Annotated in this window: 14 protein-coding genes and 2 pseudogenes; 15 read left to right on the forward strand and 1 reads right to left on the reverse strand. The window is 59.1% G+C overall.

Going from position 1 to position 16,881, the window contains the following annotated elements; all coding sequences use genetic code 11:
• Position 1 precedes the first annotated feature (1 nt).
• The 13 genes and pseudogenes from nifK (at position 2) to NKI18_RS26025 (ending at position 12,557) form a co-directional block, all read left to right on the forward strand.
• Positions 2-1,543 carry a nitrogenase molybdenum-iron protein subunit beta gene (gene nifK, locus NKI18_RS25965; protein ID WP_353020999.1) on the forward strand — a complete coding sequence of 514 codons (1,542 nt, stop codon included), beginning with the start codon at positions 2-4 and terminating at the stop codon, positions 1,541-1,543.
• Between the two features lie 63 nt (positions 1,544-1,606).
• The gene (gene nifE, locus NKI18_RS25970; protein ID WP_353021002.1) at positions 1,607-3,097 is read left to right on the forward strand and encodes a nitrogenase iron-molybdenum cofactor biosynthesis protein NifE; all 1,491 of its coding nucleotides are present in this window, start codon (positions 1,607-1,609) and stop codon (positions 3,095-3,097) included.
• 9 nt (positions 3,098-3,106) lie between these two features.
• On the forward strand, positions 3,107-4,489 hold the full coding sequence (nifN, locus tag NKI18_RS25975; protein WP_353021005.1) for a nitrogenase iron-molybdenum cofactor biosynthesis protein NifN: 1,383 nt from the start codon (positions 3,107-3,109) through the stop codon (positions 4,487-4,489).
• Complete coding sequence (nifX, locus tag NKI18_RS25980; RefSeq protein ID WP_353021008.1) at positions 4,455-4,952, forward strand: nitrogen fixation protein NifX; 498 nt, start codon at positions 4,455-4,457, stop codon at positions 4,950-4,952. The genes nifN and nifX overlap by 35 nt, the downstream gene beginning before the upstream one ends.
• A gap of 17 nt (positions 4,953-4,969) precedes the next feature.
• Positions 4,970-5,449: a NifX-associated nitrogen fixation protein gene (locus NKI18_RS25985; RefSeq protein WP_352495003.1), complete on the forward strand. Its 480-nt coding sequence runs from the start codon at positions 4,970-4,972 to the stop codon at positions 5,447-5,449.
• Positions 5,450-5,476: 27 nt separating this feature from the next.
• A complete protein-coding gene (locus NKI18_RS25990) occupies positions 5,477-6,262 on the forward strand; it encodes a response regulator transcription factor (protein ID WP_353021011.1) in 786 nt (261 codons plus the stop codon).
• 106 nt (positions 6,263-6,368) lie between these two features.
• On the forward strand, positions 6,369-7,256 hold the full coding sequence (locus NKI18_RS25995; RefSeq protein WP_353021014.1) for a universal stress protein: 888 nt from the start codon (positions 6,369-6,371) through the stop codon (positions 7,254-7,256).
• Between the two features lie 1,125 nt (positions 7,257-8,381).
• The gene (locus tag NKI18_RS26000) at positions 8,382-9,551 is read left to right on the forward strand and encodes a TlpA disulfide reductase family protein (RefSeq protein WP_353021017.1); all 1,170 of its coding nucleotides are present in this window, start codon (positions 8,382-8,384) and stop codon (positions 9,549-9,551) included.
• Positions 9,552-9,884: 333 nt separating this feature from the next.
• Positions 9,885-10,329 (forward strand): annotated as a pseudogene (locus tag NKI18_RS26005) (NifX-associated nitrogen fixation protein); the annotation flags it as partial.
• A 25-nt stretch (positions 10,330-10,354) separates the two neighbouring features.
• Entirely contained in the window at positions 10,355-10,555 is a 201-nt protein-coding gene (locus tag NKI18_RS26010; protein WP_352548291.1) for a CCE_0567 family metalloprotein, read from the forward strand.
• Positions 10,555-10,872, forward strand: coding sequence for a ferredoxin III, nif-specific (gene fdxB / locus NKI18_RS26015; protein ID WP_352548332.1), 318 nt, complete (start codon positions 10,555-10,557; stop codon positions 10,870-10,872). The genes NKI18_RS26010 and fdxB overlap by 1 nt, the downstream gene beginning before the upstream one ends.
• 28 nt (positions 10,873-10,900) lie before the next feature.
• Positions 10,901-11,224 carry an exopolysaccharide production repressor protein gene (locus NKI18_RS26020; RefSeq protein WP_353021020.1) on the forward strand — a complete coding sequence of 108 codons (324 nt, stop codon included), beginning with the start codon at positions 10,901-10,903 and terminating at the stop codon, positions 11,222-11,224.
• Between the two features lie 327 nt (positions 11,225-11,551).
• Positions 11,552-12,557, forward strand: a pseudogene (locus NKI18_RS26025) (1-aminocyclopropane-1-carboxylate deaminase).
• Positions 12,558-13,722: 1,165 nt separating this feature from the next.
• On the opposite strand, the gene NKI18_RS26030 reads toward NKI18_RS26025, so the two are convergent.
• Positions 13,723-13,845, reverse strand: coding sequence for a tunnelling fold family protein (locus NKI18_RS26030; RefSeq protein WP_352548334.1), 123 nt, complete (start codon positions 13,843-13,845; stop codon positions 13,723-13,725).
• Between the two features lie 602 nt (positions 13,846-14,447).
• Between NKI18_RS26030 and ectB the strand changes: the two genes are divergently transcribed.
• Both ectB and NKI18_RS26040 read left to right on the forward strand, forming a co-directional pair.
• Positions 14,448-15,707, forward strand: a complete 1,260-nt coding sequence (gene ectB, locus NKI18_RS26035) for a diaminobutyrate--2-oxoglutarate transaminase (protein ID WP_353021023.1) — start codon at positions 14,448-14,450, stop codon at positions 15,705-15,707.
• Positions 15,697-16,539 (forward strand): 2OG-Fe(II)-dependent halogenase WelO5 family protein, encoded by an 843-nt coding sequence (locus tag NKI18_RS26040; RefSeq protein ID WP_353021026.1) that lies wholly within the window; start codon positions 15,697-15,699, stop codon positions 16,537-16,539. Before ectB ends, NKI18_RS26040 begins: the two co-directional genes overlap by 11 nt.
• Positions 16,540-16,881: the final 342 nt, after the last annotated feature.

The raw sequence follows: 16,881 nt of genomic DNA on the forward strand, positions 1-16,881 counted from the left end.
CATGCCGCAGTCGGCTGAAAAAGTTCTCGACCACGCGCCCCTGTTCCGCGAGCCGGAATACAGGCAGATGCTCGCCGAGAAGAGGCTGAATTTCGAATGTCCGCACCCGGACCAGGTCGTTACCGACCAACGCGAATTCACCAAGACGTGGGAATACCGCGAAAAGAACCTTGCTCGCGAAGCGCTTGTCGTGAACCCCGCCAAGGCCTGCCAGCCGCTTGGCGCGGTGTTCGCGGCCGCGGGCTTCGAGCGAACCATGTCCTTCGTCCACGGCAGCCAGGGCTGCGTGGCCTATTACCGCTCGCACCTGTCGCGCCATTTCAAGGAGCCTGCTTCGGCAGTTTCCTCCTCGATGACCGAGGACGCGGCAGTGTTCGGTGGCCTGAAGAACATGGTCGACGGGCTCGCCAACACATACCAACTTTACGACCCGAAGATGATCGCCGTCTCGACCACTTGTATGGCCGAGGTCATTGGCGACGACCTGCACAGCTTCATCGAGAACGCCAAGGACCAAGGCTCGGTTCCGCGCGACTTCGACGTGCCCTTCGCCCACACGCCGGCTTTCGTCGGTAGCCATGTCGACGGCTATGACGTTACGGTCAAGGGCATTTTGGAGCATTTCTGGAAACGCGAGGAGCGCACAAAAGCCGAGGGGACCATTAATATCATTCCGGGCTTCGACGGTTTTTGCGTTGGCAACAACCGGGAACTCAAGCGCCTGCTCGATCTGATAGGCGTGTCCTATACCTTCATCCAAGACGCCTCTGACCAGTTCGACACGCCGTCGGACGGCGAATACCGCATGTACGACGGCGGCACGAAGATCGAAGACGTGAGGAAGGCACTCAACGCCGAGGCGACACTTTCGCTGCAGCATTACAATACCCGAAAAACACTGGAGTATTGCGAACAGGTCGGGCAGGCGACGGCCTCGTTCCATTACCCGCTCGGCGTCCAGGCGACCGACGACTTCCTGATGGAGGTCTCCGCGATTTCCGGCAAGCAAATCCCTGAGACAATCCGCCTGGAGCGCGGCCGACTTGTTGACGCCATGGCGGACAGCCAATCCTGGCTGCACGGTAAGAAATACGCCATCTACGGTGATCCGGACTTTGTCTACGCCATGGCCCGCTTCATCATGGAGACGGGCGGCGAGCCGACCCATTGCCTTGCCACCAACGGCACCTCGGCATGGGAAGCGGAGTTGAAGGAACTGCTTGCATCATCGCCCTTCGGCAAGGATGCTCAAGTCTGGGCGGGCAAGGACCTCTGGGCGATGCGCTCGCTGCTCTTCACCGAGCCGGTGGACCTGCTGATCGGCAACTCCTATGGCAAGTATCTGGAGCGCGACACCGGCACGCCGCTGATCCGGCTGACGTTTCCGATCTTCGACCGCCACCATCACCATCGGTTTGCGCTTATGGGCTACCAAGGCGGGTTGCGCGTCCTGACGACGATCCTCGACAAGATCTTCGACAAGCTCGATCGTGAGACAAGCGAGACGGGCTTGACGGATTATTCGTATGACCTCACCCGCTAAGCGTGGCGGCCGGCTCTTCGGTGAGGCCGGTCGTCTTCCCAAGGGAGTTTGGAGACCGACGCAATGTCCTCGCTCAGAGCCAAAATCCAGGATGTCTTCAACGAGCCCGCCTGCGAGTCGAACCGCGGCAAGGATGCCAAGGCGCGCAAAAAGGGCTGTTCGAAGCCACTGACCCCCGGGGCCGCGGCCGGGGGCTGTGCCTTCGATGGCGCCAAGATCGTGCTGCAGCCGATCACCGACGTTGCGCATTTGATCCATGCGCCGCTCGCCTGCGAGGGCAATTCCTGGGACAACCGCGGTGCGGCTTCGTCCGGGCCAACGCTGTGGCGCACGAGCTTCACGACCGACCTCACCGAACTCGACGTGGTGATGGGGCGGGGCGAGCGGAAGCTCTTCAAAGCGATCCGCGAGATCCAGGAAGCGTATGGGCCGCCGGCTATCTTCGTCTATGCGACCTGTGTGACGGCGCTGATCGGCGACGATATCGAGGCCGTCTGCAAGCGCGCGGCGGAAAAGTTCGGCCTACCGGTGGTGCCGGTCAACGCGCCGGGCTTCGTCGGCTCCAAGAATCTCGGCAACAAGCTTGCCGGCGAGGCGTTGCTCGAGCATGTCATCGGCACGGTGGAGCCCGACGATGCCGCCCCTTACGACATCAATATCCTTGGCGAATTCAACCTCTCGGGCGAATTCTGGTTGGTAAAACCGCTCCTCGATCGGCTCGGGATCCGGGTGCGCGCCTGCATTCCGGGTGACGCGCGTTACTTCGACATTGCCTGCGCGCACCGCGCCCGGGCGGCTATGATGGTGTGCTCGACCGCGCTCATCAATCTCGCCCGCAAGATGGAGCAGCGCTGGGACATCCCGTTTTTCGAGGGCTCCTTCTACGGCATCACCGACACCTCGGAAGCGCTCCGACAGATCTCTCAGTTGCTCGTGAAGAAGGGTGCCGATCCGGAGATCCTCGGCCGCACCGAGGCATTGATTGCAGAGGAGGAGGCGATCGCTTGGAAGAAGCTCGCGGCCTACTGGCCGGGGCTCGAAGGCAAGCGCGTGCTGCTCAACACCGGCGGTGTGAAGTCCTGGTCGGTCGTCCATGCGCTGATGGAGATCGGCATCGAGATCGTCGGCACCTCTGTCAAGAAGTCGACCGTCGAAGACAAGGAGCGCATCAAGCAGATCCTCAAGGACGACAACCACATGTTCGAGCAGATGGCGCCGCGCGAGCTTTACGCGATGCTGTCAGAACACAAGGCCGATATCATGCTGTCGGGCGGGCGCACGCAGTTCATCGCGCTGAAGGCCAAGACACCCTGGCTCGATATCAACCAGGAGCGCCAACATCCTTACGCCGGCTATGACGGCATGGTGGAACTCGTACGCCAGATCGACCTCGCCATTCATAACCCGATCTGGCGCCAGGTGCTGGAACCGGCACCATGGGATTGCCAGCCTGCGGTGAGGGACGAACTGCCGAGCACAAAGAGCGAGACCCCGACCTTGCATGTTGTCCAGGAATTCGCCGGCACGACGGCCGACGATTTCGGCGAGTGTTGAGGAAAGCCGATGGTCCGCATCCTTCCCCAGACCAAAGCGGCGGCGGTCAATCCGCTGAAGTCATCGCAGCCGCTGGGTGCCGCCTTGGCCTTTCTTGGCGTCGACGGCGCGATGCCGTTGTTCCACGGCAGCCAGGGGTGCACCAGCTTCGCCCTCGTGCTCTTCGTGCGGCATTTCAAGGAAGCCATCCCCTTGCAGACAACGGCGATGGACGAGGTGGCGACGATCCTCGGCGGGGCAGACCATCTGGAAGAGGCGATCCTCAACCTCAAGGCCCGCACAAGGCCAACGCTGATCGGGGTCTGCACCACGGCGCTGGTGGAAACCCGGGGCGAAGACTGCGCAGGAGATATCGCCAATATCAGGCTGAAGCGCACGGAAGAACTCGCAGGTACGGAGGTAGTGCTAGCCAACACACCGGATTTCGACGGCGCGATCGAAGAGGGCTGGGCCAAGGCGGTCACCGCGATGATCGAAAGGATTACGTGGCCCGGCGAGCAGGCGCGCCAGTCGAAGAAGATCGTGATCCTGCCTGGCTGGAACCTCACTGTGGCTGATATCGAGCATCTGCGTGAGATGGTTGAAAGCTTTGGGCTCAAGCCGGTGATTCTGCCGGACGTCTCCGGCTCGCTCGACGGTACGGTGCCCGACCGCTGGGTCACGACCACCTATGGCGGCACCAGTGTCGAAGATATCCGTGAGCTTGGCACGGCCGAGCAATGCATCGTCATCGGTGAGCATATGCGCCGCCCGGCCGAGCTGCTGCAGAGGTTGACCGGCGTGCCTTACGTGCTGTTCCGGTCGCTGACTGGATTGAAGGACGCCGACCGGTTCGTCTCGCTGCTGTCCGCGGTTTCGGGCGCGGCGGCGCCGGCTGGGGTGCGCCGTCGCCGGGCGCAGTTGCAGGACGCGTTGCTCGACGGACATTTCCACTTTGGAGGCAAGAAAATTGCGATCGCTGCTGAACCAGACCAACTCTACCAACTCGCGAGCTTCTTCATCGGCATGGGCTCCGAAATCGCGGCGGCGGTCACCACGACCGACATGTCGAAAATTTTGGAGGAAGTACCGGCGCAGTCGGTTCAAATCGGCGATCTCGGCGATTTGGAAGCTCTTGGCCCCGGCGCTGATCTTCTCGTCACCCATTCCCACGGCCGCCAGGCGGCGCAGCGCCTCGGCATTCCGCTCATGCGGGTCGGCTTCCCTGTCTTCGACCGGCTCGGCAGCCAGCACAAGCTCACAATCCTCTACCAGGGGACCCGCGACCTGATCTTCGAGGTCGCCAACATTTTTGAAGCCAACCGGCACGCGCCGACGCCCGAGGCGCTTGATCCACTCCGTAAGCGAGAAATCCCAGATGAGCTCCGTTCGTCGCCTCTCGCTCGTCACTGACGAGGTTCACGCACCGACGCCGGAACGCCAAGCCGGGGCATTGCGGGTGGCGATCGCCACGCAGGACATGAAGAACCTCAACGCCCATTTCGGTTCGGCCAGGCGCTTTGCTGTCTACGACGTGATGCGCGAGGAGTGGAAGCTCGTCGAGGCCGCGGCCTTCGATGACGTTTCCGACGAGAGCGGGAAGCATCGGACTGAGGGCGACGACCGCATCACGCCGAAGGTGGAGGCGCTGAAGGGCTGTCATCTCCTGTTTTGTCTGGCAATCGGGGGGCCTTCGGCAGCCAAGGTTGTTTCGGCAAAAATTCATCCGATCAAAGTGCCGCACCCCCAAAGCATCCAAGAGGTGCTGTTGCGCACGCAGATAATGCTCAGGACGTGTCCTCCCCCTTGGCTGCGCAAGGTGCTGGCGCAGGCAGGTGTCGCCGAACAGAAACCCTCCTTCGAGGACGAGGACTGAAATGAGGAGTGGGCGAAATGTCTGACGCCGTGGTTAGCCCTGCTGTCGCCGAAGACGAGGCGGCCCTTGCCACCCCGTTCGTCAAATGTCTCGTGCGGCTGGTCCGGGCTCATGATTCCCACGGGTCTTGGGAAGGCAAATCGGACGCCGAGCTGCTGGGCGACTTCATCATCACCAGGGAACAGCGCCGTGCGATCCCGATCATCAGCGATCCCGATCCGGACGTGCTGTGGAGACTCGAGATGTTTTACACCGCCGTCGGGCTTGCGATCGAGGAGCGCTCCGGCCTGATGGCATCGCCGATGATGGAGATGAGCCATGAGGGCTTCGGGCGCGTGCTTCTCACGGCCGGGCGGTTGGTCGTTGTGTCGAAGACCCTGCGCGACGTCCACCGGTTCGGTTTCGAGACGTTCTGGAAACTCGCCGCGGCGGGCACGCAACTGGCCGGCGATGCGATCACAGCCATTGAAGCCTATCCTGAGGTGGCGCGGGCGTGATGGAACCGATTTTCAAGCAAGGGGATCATGTCAGGCCTTGAGGACATGCGATGGCCAACCCACTCAACCGAGGCGGTCGAGGCCGATTTGGTTCTTGGGGTAGCGCTGATGAAGCCACTGGTCCTGATCTGTTCGCAAGATGCTGAGTTGTATCTGTTCCTCAGCCACATTCTGGGAGTGGACGGCTTTACGAGTGAGCCGGCGGGTGGCGTGGACGAAGCTCTCGAACTCGCCGATGAACGGGCGCTCCGGGCGGTAGTGCTGGACTGCGGGCCGACAAGCGCGACAGGCTCCACAATTTGCGCCCGATTAAAGGGGGAGCCCCGGACCGGCGGCCTGCCCGTAATTGCGCTGATCGCGCCCGGCGCCGAGAACCAGCACCTCGATCTCTTGAAGGCTGGTATTGACGAGAGCTTTGTGCGGCCCTTCGCGCCGGCCAAGCTGCTTGACTGTCTACGGATGAAGCTGGCGCTGCCGAAGCCGGGTTCAAACGGGATCGAAAACGGCAGCTGGCTCTGCTGCGGCAGCCTTGAGATGAAGCTCGATGCCCACCGAGTTCGCGGTAATGGCCACGACATCCATCTCGGACCGATCGAGTTCAACCTGCTGCGGCATTTGCTTGAGAATCCCGGCAAGGTCTTCACCCGAGACGAGCTGATCGGCGCGGCCTGGCCGGACAACATCCATATCGGTGCACGCACCGTCGACGTCCATATCAGCCGGATCAGAAAGGCGCTGAAGACGGCCTCGCCCGGCAGCGTCATTCGCACCGTCAGGTCGGCCGGCTACTCGCTCGAGAAGCCGGACGACTAAATATCGAACGGGTGGAGTGCCATTTCCCATCTTCGTCGTGCTGAGGGCAAGTCTTGCGGCTTCGAAACGCGCTGAGGGCGCGACATACTCAGGGAGAAGCAGTCAGATGGCCTTCAAAAGCCTACTCAGTGTAGCCGGACCTGACCACTCCGATCAGGATGTAAGAATAGCAGCCGGCTTGTGCGCCGAGGTCGGCGCATATCTGTCCGTCCTGATTATGTCGCCTCCGCCGGTCGTTATGTCGCCTCCGCCGCTAGGCGATGGCATCCCCGAGTGGCCTGAACAACACGCAAAGGCGATTGCCAGATTGGAAAAACGGTACAGGCAAGTCGAGACATTTTCACACGACATAGCCAGCCTGGAAAAAACATCCAGGGAAATTCACAAGCTGCTGAGAGCCATGTGGCGGTGCTATGATGTCGATATTGCCAACTGCGATCAGGCCAGCGTCGGTGACGCGGTGCAACAGCGGGCGCTCTGCAACGACCTGACAATCGTCGGCCCCGCACTTCTCAACGACATTAACCTCGGACCCCTTGTTATCAACGGCAGCCTGTTCGATACCGGGAAGCCGGTGCTTGTCGTGCCGGAGGGCGCTGAGGCGACTCTGTCGCCACAGCGCGTGCTGGTCGGCTGGGATTCGCGGGCCGAGGCGTCCCGCGCGGTTCGGGAAGCGCTGGATCTGCTATCCGCCGCTGAGGAAGTTCGTGTCGCCCTCGTCGATCCTGTGCCGACCTGGACCGGAAGCGGCGCCGAGCCGGGAGCCAACGTCGCTGCCTATCTCACTCGGCACGGTGCTCGGGTGTCGGTTGACCTGCTGCCGAGTGCCGGCAAACCGGTGGCCGCGGTGCTCGCGCAGCACGCAATCGACACGTCTGCCAACATGATAGTCATGGGCGCTTACGGCAGACGCCGACTGCGCGAGCGGCTCTTCGGTGGCGTGACGAGATGGATAGTTGGGAAGCCGCCATTGCCGCTGTTTTTGGCTCGCTGACGGGTTCCGAAGCAGCACCGACGCTGTTCGAAGCTCCACTCACTGGGTCACTATCCTGAGGCCAAGTCGGAGAAAGATCGTGGCAAACCTGCAAGCTTCGCGAAGCTTCTCGGAGCCAATCTGCACCCGCCGCCCGAGAACATCCGCGCGCGCCTCTAACGCGCGCGCGGGATGGTTCTGCTCGCCCGAGGTCGGTCCGTGATGCTGAGACCAACGGCCGGGCAGAGGTATGGGCAGTCCTCACTGCACCCACGATCACGGCGCAGGTCGGCGTCAGGTCAAAAGAGGGTCGTTCAGCGCGACCGAGTTCGGACCCGTAGCGGCATCCTATGCGCGCTATCGTGGCGACCGAGTGGTCTTTGGCCGGTCAATTCCGACAACGCTCACATTCACACCAGGAGGTCACTGTAGGGCTTGTGCACAGGGACACAGAACGACAAAAGCAGGTTCACCGGGCCGGCGCATGCCGGCACTCATCCTGGCCCTCTTCGCCACGATCATCATCGTCAATCTGGTGATGACGGTACTCGCGACCCGCAGGCGGACATGACCGGCTTCGTCGTGAAGAACTCCGGTGTCGCGAGCCAGGAATTCGATCGCAAAGCGGAAGAGGTAGGGCAGAGGCGATGCTCGGGTGGAGCGGCCCCTGCAATCGCAATGGCGTTCCGCTACCAGCTGAGCGACCGAAACGGCAAGAAGCTCAAGCAAGGCTTGAGGCGGACGATGATCACGAGCCTGACGGTAGCCAACGCAGTCATAATGTCCATCACCTCCCTCAGCCGAATACCCTGTCGAGTCGTCCGTGGCCACGCTTCTCGGGCGACGCGAAGCGCGTGATGCGTGTTCAAGACCTGACAATCGCAGAAAACATGTCGCGTCCACAACCGGCTATCTTGGGCACCCCGGAAGTTTTTTAAGGTGTAATCAAGCGTTTACTGCGCGCTGAGCGCGTTGGCACGGCCTTTGCGAATTGAGAGTCAGCAACACTGAGTGAAGGCTGACTGCACGCAGATGCGCAAGACGAGCGATGCTCTATCTTCCTTGAACCCTCGTGCCCCGTCTCAAAGGGGGAACAAGCCTGCGCATAAGGTCATGCAACCTTTAAAAACAGCTTTGGAGAGCAAAATGGTGTTGCGGATGGGGTCACCGGCTCCTTCGATCAAAGTGGAGGACTGGCTGCGTGGCGAGCCTCTTGCGAACTTCCAGCCCGGCAAAGTCTATATCGTCGAATTTTGGGCAACTTGGTGCCGACCAGGTGTGGCGGAGATGCTCCATTTGATGCGGCTGCAGGAGAAATACAGGGACAGCGGACTTGAGGTCGTCGCAGTCGCGGCTAATGAAGATGCTCCAACGGCCGTTGAGGCTCGCACCAAGTTAAACGCTTGGTTGACCGAAAAGTGCTCGAATCTGAACTATCGGATCGCGTTCGACTACACAGGCGAAATGAACAAGCTTTGGAGGGAACTCAGCTTTTCCGTCGGGATTCCGACCTCGTTCGTGGTCGACCGAGACGGTCACATCGCCTTTATCGGTCATCCTAGCCAACTCGATGAGGTTTTGCCAAAAGTGCTCAACGGCAGCTGGCGCATCAGCGATACAGCTAAAGCCGCCGATACGGAGCGGATCGCCACAAGCGAACCCATGGCGCGCGAACAAGCGTTGAAGCAGCCGATCGATGACAGATTCTGGGCGGCGGTGAAGTTAGAAGACTGGAAGACGGCGCTCTGGGCGATCGAAGAGGGCATCGCCTTGATGCCCGACGACATCAATTTCCGCCTGGCTCATGCGCACCTGTTGCTTCACAAAATACAAGACATGTGGACCGGCTTGCCCGTGATGCGCGAATTCGTGCGCGACGCGATCGACAAGAACTCCCAGGATTGGATCGTTTCGGCGCTAGACCAGCTTTTCCATCCGGCCAATGACCATTCGCGCCTTCCCCCCGCTGAGCGCTTCGCGATGGGCAAGGAGCTGTCCGAACACATTCTGGCACTGAATCCCCCGCAAGGCGACAGCCCTAAGTTCCGGTCTTATCCCGCGGTCGCCCGGTACTATTACGAGAACGGCAACAACGATCGCGCGATCGAGTTGGTCGAACTGGCACTGCAGTCGCTGGACGGTCCGGAGCCTGTCCCGGACGAATTGAAAGAGCACCTTCTACCGGATTTGCTGCAGGCCCTCGCCACCTACAGGGGTGTGAAGGTTTGTTACGGCGCTCTCTGTGCGGCTCCGCAAAACAATTTCCCGAAGGTGCCAAAGCGCGGTCGGCCGAGGAGAAAAAACAAAAAGGGTTGATTGGTCGAAATGGATTACTGGCCAATTCGTCCATTTCCCTGGTGTGGCCGCAGCAAAGGAGGGTCCATGCAGCACTTGGTCGATTGTTTGCAGCAGGATCGAGGCTCGAATCTTCATGACCTGTGGCCGCATTGCGGCGGAAATAATGTTCGACGCGAGTTCGCGTGGAAGACCTCGCAGTCGAGGAGGTGTTCAAGGTCGGTCACGGGGACATCAATTGCGTGGAATGGGCCGCCCCGAGCCGGGCGTCGGCTGCGCAAGGGTGCCCGAAGTAGGCGTCCCCGAAAACAGGCAGCGTGCTTCGAGGAAGAGGACTGAAATTGAGGAGAAGGAGTTGCCGAGGACGAGGCGGCGCTTGCCACGCCTTTTGTCAGATGCCTCGTGCGGCTGATCCGTGCTCAAGTCTCCTACGGCTCGTGGGAAGGCAAATCGGACGCCACGTTGCTGGCCGACTTCATCGTCACCAGAAAACAGCGCCCTGGGATGCCTGTCATCGACGATCCCGATCCTGACGTGCTGTGGAGGCTCGACATGTTCTAAATCGCCGTCGGGCTTGCGATCGAGGAGCGCTCCGGCCTGATGACATCGGCAATGATGGAGATGAAATTCACGAGGACTTGGGGCCGCATGCTTTCCACGGCCGGGCAGTTGGTCGTTCTGGCAAGACGTTCATCGGTTCGGCTTCGAGATGCTCCGGAAACTGGCTGAGGCCGGTGCGAAACTGATCGACGATGCGACCGCAGCCACTGAAGCCGGTCCCGGTGTGGCGCCGGCGTGAAGAAACCGATTTCGAGGAAGGGTTTATGTCAAAGCTAGATGAAATGGGGAAGAAAGTCCGAAAGCTTCAGCTGCGCGCAGCAGTCGCCAAGATGAAATTGCGCGACCTTGCAGAGGATCTCCCGGGAAAATGGACGGAGATAGAGGACGTTGCCAAGGAAACGTCCGCCGTTTTTGCCGAGTTGGATGGTGCCAAGAGAGAGCTCGCTGCAATGAAGAAGTTATGATGAGGAGCACATTCACCACCCGCGACGGCTCCGGATGGATGCCGGAATATCTCACCGCTATAGACGGCACGACCTGCATCGGCTGCGGCCGCTGTTTCAAAGTCTGCTCGCGCGAGGTCATGCATCTTTACGGCGTCGATGACGCGGGTGAAATCCTCGGCGCCTGCGACGACGAGGATGACGATTTCGATGGCGAGCTCAATCGCATGATCATGGTCGTCGATCATGCCGGCCGCTGCATTGGCTGCGGAGCCTGCGCCCGCGTCTGCCCGAAGAACTGCCAGACCCATGTTGCGGCCGACCAGGTCGCAGCATGATCTGAGGAGACAAACCAGGAGAACGGCGTTGCCCTTTAGAATCTTTTGTCGCGTCCTGGGGCTGGTGCTGTGCAGCACCGCATTGACTGTCTACTTCGCTTCTCATTCCATCGGCACAGTAGTCGTCACGACGCTGACTTGTTCGCTGCTCCTTCAGCTCGCGTATTTCGCAAGCGTGCTCTTTCTGATCTGGCGGTCTGGCTGCGATAGCCGAGCTGGCCAAAGGGCTGAGCATTTCGGCAGTTGCAAAGAAGTTGGATCCGAGCCGCCAAACCTTGATGAGGTGACGAATGAATCCGCAGATTTGCTCCAGCGCGATCAAATGCTGGCCATATCGCTGCTGCTGCCTTGAGGCGCCATGACAAGGTCAGTGCTCAAGCTGGCGCCACTTTGGACCAACCATAAACATTGAGCAGATATTAGAAGGAATACTGTGCTTGAGAAGTCGATGGCGACCGCAATCCGGTCATTCTAGTTAATCCAGGAGAAATGCCATACGGATTGGGGTAGTCTCTCGCACGCCGGCGTGCGGTTGCAACTCTCAATGACGAACGAGGCGCTGGAAATAGTAATGGGGCTCTTCTGGCGCCGGATAATGCAGATGACGTCAAATCAAAGACGCCTCTAGAATGAATCGTGAATGGCTAATTCAGCTCCATCGCGTGTTGCCGGAGAGAAGATGCTGGAAAAGTTCGAACGCTATCCGCTCACATTTGGACCCACGCCCATCGAGAAGCTCGACCGCCTCTCGAAGCATCTAGGGGGAAGGTGGAAATCTACGCCAAGCGCGAGGACTGCAACTCCGGTCTTGCATTAGGCGGAAACAAGCTCCGCAAGCTCGAATACATCATCCCCGACGCGATCGCGCCAAATGCCGATACGCTTGTTTCCATCGGCGGCGTGCAGTCCAACCAGACGTGGATGGTCGCCGCGGTCGCCGCCAAGGTCGGCATGAAAGCCTCCTGGCTCAGGAGAGCTGGCTACCGCATGAGGATGCCGTCTACGACCGGGTCGGCAACATTCTCTTGAGCCGGATCATGGGAGCAGAGGTGCGCCTGATCGGCGAGGGCCTTGACATCGGCTTCCGGCGCAGTTGGGGACAGGCGCTCGATGTGGTTAAATCAAGGGGCGGAACGCCCTACGCGATACCGGCCGGAGCCTCAGTTCACAAATATGGCGGGCTTGGGTACGTCGGGTTCGCGGAGGAGGTGCGCGCCCCCCGGGAAAAATAGCTTGGGTTTGGCTTCGACTACATCGTCCTTTGCACGGTCACAGGCTCGACGCATGCCGGCATGCTCGTTGGATTCGCCAAGGGACGGTCGACAGCGCAACGTGCTCGGTATCGATGCCTCCGCCACCCCCGCCCAACCCAAGGCGCAGGTGCTAAGTATTGCCCGGATACTGCGAAGCTCGTCAAGTTTGGCATGGAAATCGTCGAGGATGACGTGGTGCTGTTCGAGGGGTACGCGTCTCCCGGTTACGGCCTTCATCCGAGGCAACGAAGCAGGCCATCCGCCTGTCTGCGCGGCTCGAGTGTATGATTACCGATCCCGTCTACGAGGGCAAATCCATGCAAGCGATGATCGACCTCGTCCAGAAAGGCTTCTTTCCAGAGGGATCGAGTGTGCATCTCGGCGGCGGGGCCGGCCATCAACGGGTACAGCTACACCTTCGGCAACGGCTGACGCTCGACAGATTGCGATTTCGCTGTCCTGCCGTGCCGGCGATGTGCCCAAAGTAGGTGCGAGGGCCGCCCAGCAAACCGAGGGAGCCGGCGGTTGATTGCCGCCCAACGCGAAGCGACTGAGTTCGTTTGGAAAATTTTGATAGATGGATATTTGCTGAGAAGTATTATCATGGAAAATATTAGAATTATAGTTTGATAGACCAACATCATCAGAGACAAAATTCAATATATTGTGGCAGGCGAAACAGCGTTCGATCAGAATTAGGTGAGCTAACTTGTTATTTGAAAGTTCAGGAATGGCAAATAGCGCCAGAAAAGTGGAGGCATCCGATGATCTTACAGGAACTTGGCTCTGCCACCCCGGGCGACATCGGATGTTCTTATTGTCCGCAGGACAAGTTCGCCCATCGGCAAAGAGCGGTTTCTCATGTGAAGCATCTTCGTCTTGAAGGTTATAGGAATGAAGGGGCGGGATCTACACCGCTTGCAAGCGCTGAGCTCAAGGGTATTCGTGGTCCATGTTCTCGATGATGGCGCATACATGAATAGCCGTCTTGTCGGAGACAAGTATCTCGCTTTTATTCGTCAAGTGGTCGACATAGACATTGCCTCGATTCGGTTCATAGTCCTGGGCGAGGTCCATCCCGATAGCGCCGGGATAATCCCCGCCGAAGCGCTAGTTCGCGCGCGGCTCTGAGCAGCAGGTGTGGAAGCGTCGATCCGGCGTCGAACCACGGCAGCCAGTCGTCGGAGCGCTGACATGCGTTGACGGACGGCAGTGTCGGAATGTTCTTCTCCCAAGCGGCGACGTTACGCTCTGGTGCATGGATTTTGAACGGCGCCACGTATTGGGCAATCTTCTGCGCGACGAAATACGAAGATCTTTTTGAAGGGCCAGTTTTTAGCGAAATCGTCGATCGCATGAATGGGACGGATGGCTTCTGCTTTGTAGGATGTGCGAATATGCCCATCCAAAAGCGTCCGCATGCTGATTGGAGGTCGGCGAACCGCCTGAAAGCGCGTGAGGGAATGTCGACCCCCTTGAGACTGCCCAAGGCGGGCCTCGCATGGACCCGGTCGATGGAATCTAGTCGCCTATTTTTTACGCGGCTTCGACAGATCCTGTGGTCGCATCTCGCAGCACAAAGTTGTCTGGTAAACTTTTATTGACCTAAAAGGGGGAGAACCGGCTTAGTTTGGTCCCACATACAGATTGTAATATTCTCCGCAGTCGGCTTCTCGAGACCCTGATCCTCATTTAGGCAGACTTGGTCGAGACGCTTCAGAAGCGGTCCGAAAGCGGCCCCGACATCGAAGAACGCCGATCATCGCCGCTACGCCGCTCGCTCGCTACAGCGCTGTTGAGGGCGCGCTCGCGAGCGGCTTCGCTACCGCCGAGCTACACCACCAGCCGGGGCGATGGTTCGTGTTGCTGCCGAAGCGGCCTGCACACCTTACCATGCTGCTGCATGGCAGAAGCGCCTGTCACACATGAGCCGGTGCTAGCGCTGAGCTTGATAGGATTGGCAGGGCGTTTCGCCCGGTACAAGCAGGTGCGTCAACTACCAAATGCCGTAGTATCGATGCCTCCCGAAAAACTCTAGAACTGAGTTCGTTCCAACGCATAGACGAGAGATATCGCCGTGCAGAGCAACGTGACTACGGTAGAGGTTCCGAAGTGCGTCAGTGCAGCAGTTAAGCTGCCGCGCGAGTCCGGTCTCCCTTTTGTCGCGGATCTTTTTGAGGAGCGTGTCGGCATTACGAACTCATTCCTGGGAGTCACGACCGTCCAAAGTTCCGCCCGGATCGTTCCGATCTTCAAGTGAAACTGAAAACAACCGCAACAAACCAAACGCATCTAATCACTTGCTCGTTGAGGGACCCTGAAATGAACACCGACCTTTTTACGACTTATGAGTCTAACGTTCGTCGCTACGCGCGGTCGTTTCCCACAGTCTTTGCGAAAGCCCTTGGGGCGACAATCTGGGACGAGGCCGGCAACCCATATATCGATTTCCTCGTAGGGTCCGGCGCCCTCAATTACGGACACAACAACCAGAATATTATTGCACCAGCAATCGAATACATTGTTGGCGAGAACATTCTTCTATCGCTCGACATGTATACTGTGGCAAAGCGTGAATTCATTGAAGTGTTTGTGGATTCGATCCTGAAGCCTAGAGGCCTTTCCTACAAAATACAATTTCCTGGGCCGACCGGCACAAACGCTAACGAAGCAGCATTGGCCCTGGCTCGAAAATACACCGGCCGCTCAAGCGTCATGGCCTTCACAAATGCGTTCCACGGCATGTCGCTCGGCTCCCTGGCGGTGTCGGGTTCGGCGTCAACCAGGGAACTGGGCGGCGTTGCTCGCCACGATGTGATCCGTGTCCCCTACGACGGCTACCCCACGCAAGCTTTCGATTCCGCTAGCTACATCGACTATGTTTTAGGCGACCCAGGGAGCGGCATAGAAAAGCCAGCCGCAATCATTCTGGAGACTATCCAGGCAGAAGGCGGCCTGAACACTGCATCTGCAGCATGGCTCACAGAAATTCAGCGCATTTGCCGTACGCACGGCGTGGTTTTGATCGTCGACGACATTCAGGCAGGTGCGGGACGAACGGGCGATTTCTTCTCATTCGAGTTCGCGAAGATCGACCCTGACATTGTATGCCTTTCGAAGTCCCTAAGCGGTTCAGGTAGTCCGTTCTCCATTGTTCTGATTCGTCCCGACTTGGACATTTGGAATCCCGGAGAACATAGCGGGACCTTCAGAGGCAACAATCTCGCCTTCGTGACTGCAGGGGCCATGTGCAAAATGTGGTCCGACAGGCAGTTTACTGCAGGCGTTGAGCGGACAGCCGTCAAACTACAAAGACACCTTGATCGCCTCGTTGCCAAATTTCCCAAGTGCATCGAACAAAAGCGCGGCCGCGGTCTGATGGCCGGCCTCAAGTGCCGTTCGCAGGCCGTTGTCGGCCGTGTGCACGATGTCGCATTCGAAAATGGCCTGCTGATCGAATCTTCAGGACCAAATCGCGACGTCATCAAAGTCCTCCCACCGATAACCATCACCGATGACGAACTCGATCATGGCATCGCCATCCTTGATCACGCACTAAAGGAGCAAGCCAATGGAGACTAATCAAGTATCCCAAGCCCCAGCCACCTCGCCTGTTGCGATCAGAGAACGAACGGGCTCGATCAGCACTGCGGATATCATCTCAGTGCTGAAAGGTGAGATCACGGCTCTGCACATCAGGCAAGCTTTCAGCACCGAAATAGCCGAGGAGATCACCGCGAACTTCAGTGGCAGTCCCGGTCTCAAGGAGCGTAAGGATGGCGTCCCCGGACAATATGTCGGCGCATCCCACTACAGGAAGGATGCACCCACCTATTTCGCAGAGGCGGAAACTGCGCGACCGTACGTCGACGCCCTTTTTGAGAATCTGGTTGATCCGGTCCGAGCATTGTTCGACGCGTTGAAGCGCGAGCTTCGCAAACAGGGCATTGAATTGCGGCTGGCCCGTTCGGAGCACGGTCAGGCTAATGTTTGTCGCGCTCTCAGTTGGTCTGGCAGCGGCACATTCTCCTTGGATCCCCACGACGATGTCGCTCAAGTGTTATGTGCTGGGAACGATTACGAGCTTTCTGCGGTGGCGCACAACACCGTCGCAGCACTCAACTTCTATCCCAGCATGCCCGAGGAAGGTGGCAATCTGCGGCTCTGGAGCCATAAGCCGACCGTTACCGACCGAAAGTCTCAAGGTGTGGAGACTACGGGATATCCCTATTCGGCAGCCTATCTCGAGGGCGTTCCTTGTCGCGACTTCCAGCTCAGGGCGGGGGATATCGGCCTGATCGATGGTGGTTTCGTTCACGGGGTCACCGGTCAATCAGGCAAGGGAAATCGTCGCTTAGTGCTGAACAGCTTTTTCGGGTTTGCTCGCCCGGATCTTGTTCTCTGGTGGACCTGAAGCGGATGCGGCAGCGACTGGTCGGCTTCCCCCGGGCAGTTAATACCAGCGGAGCTGATTTCTGACTTGCGCGGCCAAGATTCCTCCGCGGGCTAATTTCGATTCCTTTGGGGCGAAGGAGAGTCGCCCATGGGCTCAGCAGTTGAATTGCGGACGGACGATTCGGCCTCGGATCTTCGCCGATTGGCTCGCGCTTCACAGGAGCGCGACAGCTCAGTCGGTTACTTCCGCTGGGATAGTGATGGGGTGGACGCCCCCTCGACGGCATCGATGTGCCAGAATGGTGGTGTTTGACAGCCACCGTAAGAGAGGGAGCGTCCACAATGGAAGTTAACACGATCG

The sequence above is a fragment of the Mesorhizobium sp. M0800 genome, from assembly GCF_040320095.1.
Classification (GTDB): domain Bacteria; phylum Pseudomonadota; class Alphaproteobacteria; order Rhizobiales; family Rhizobiaceae; genus Mesorhizobium.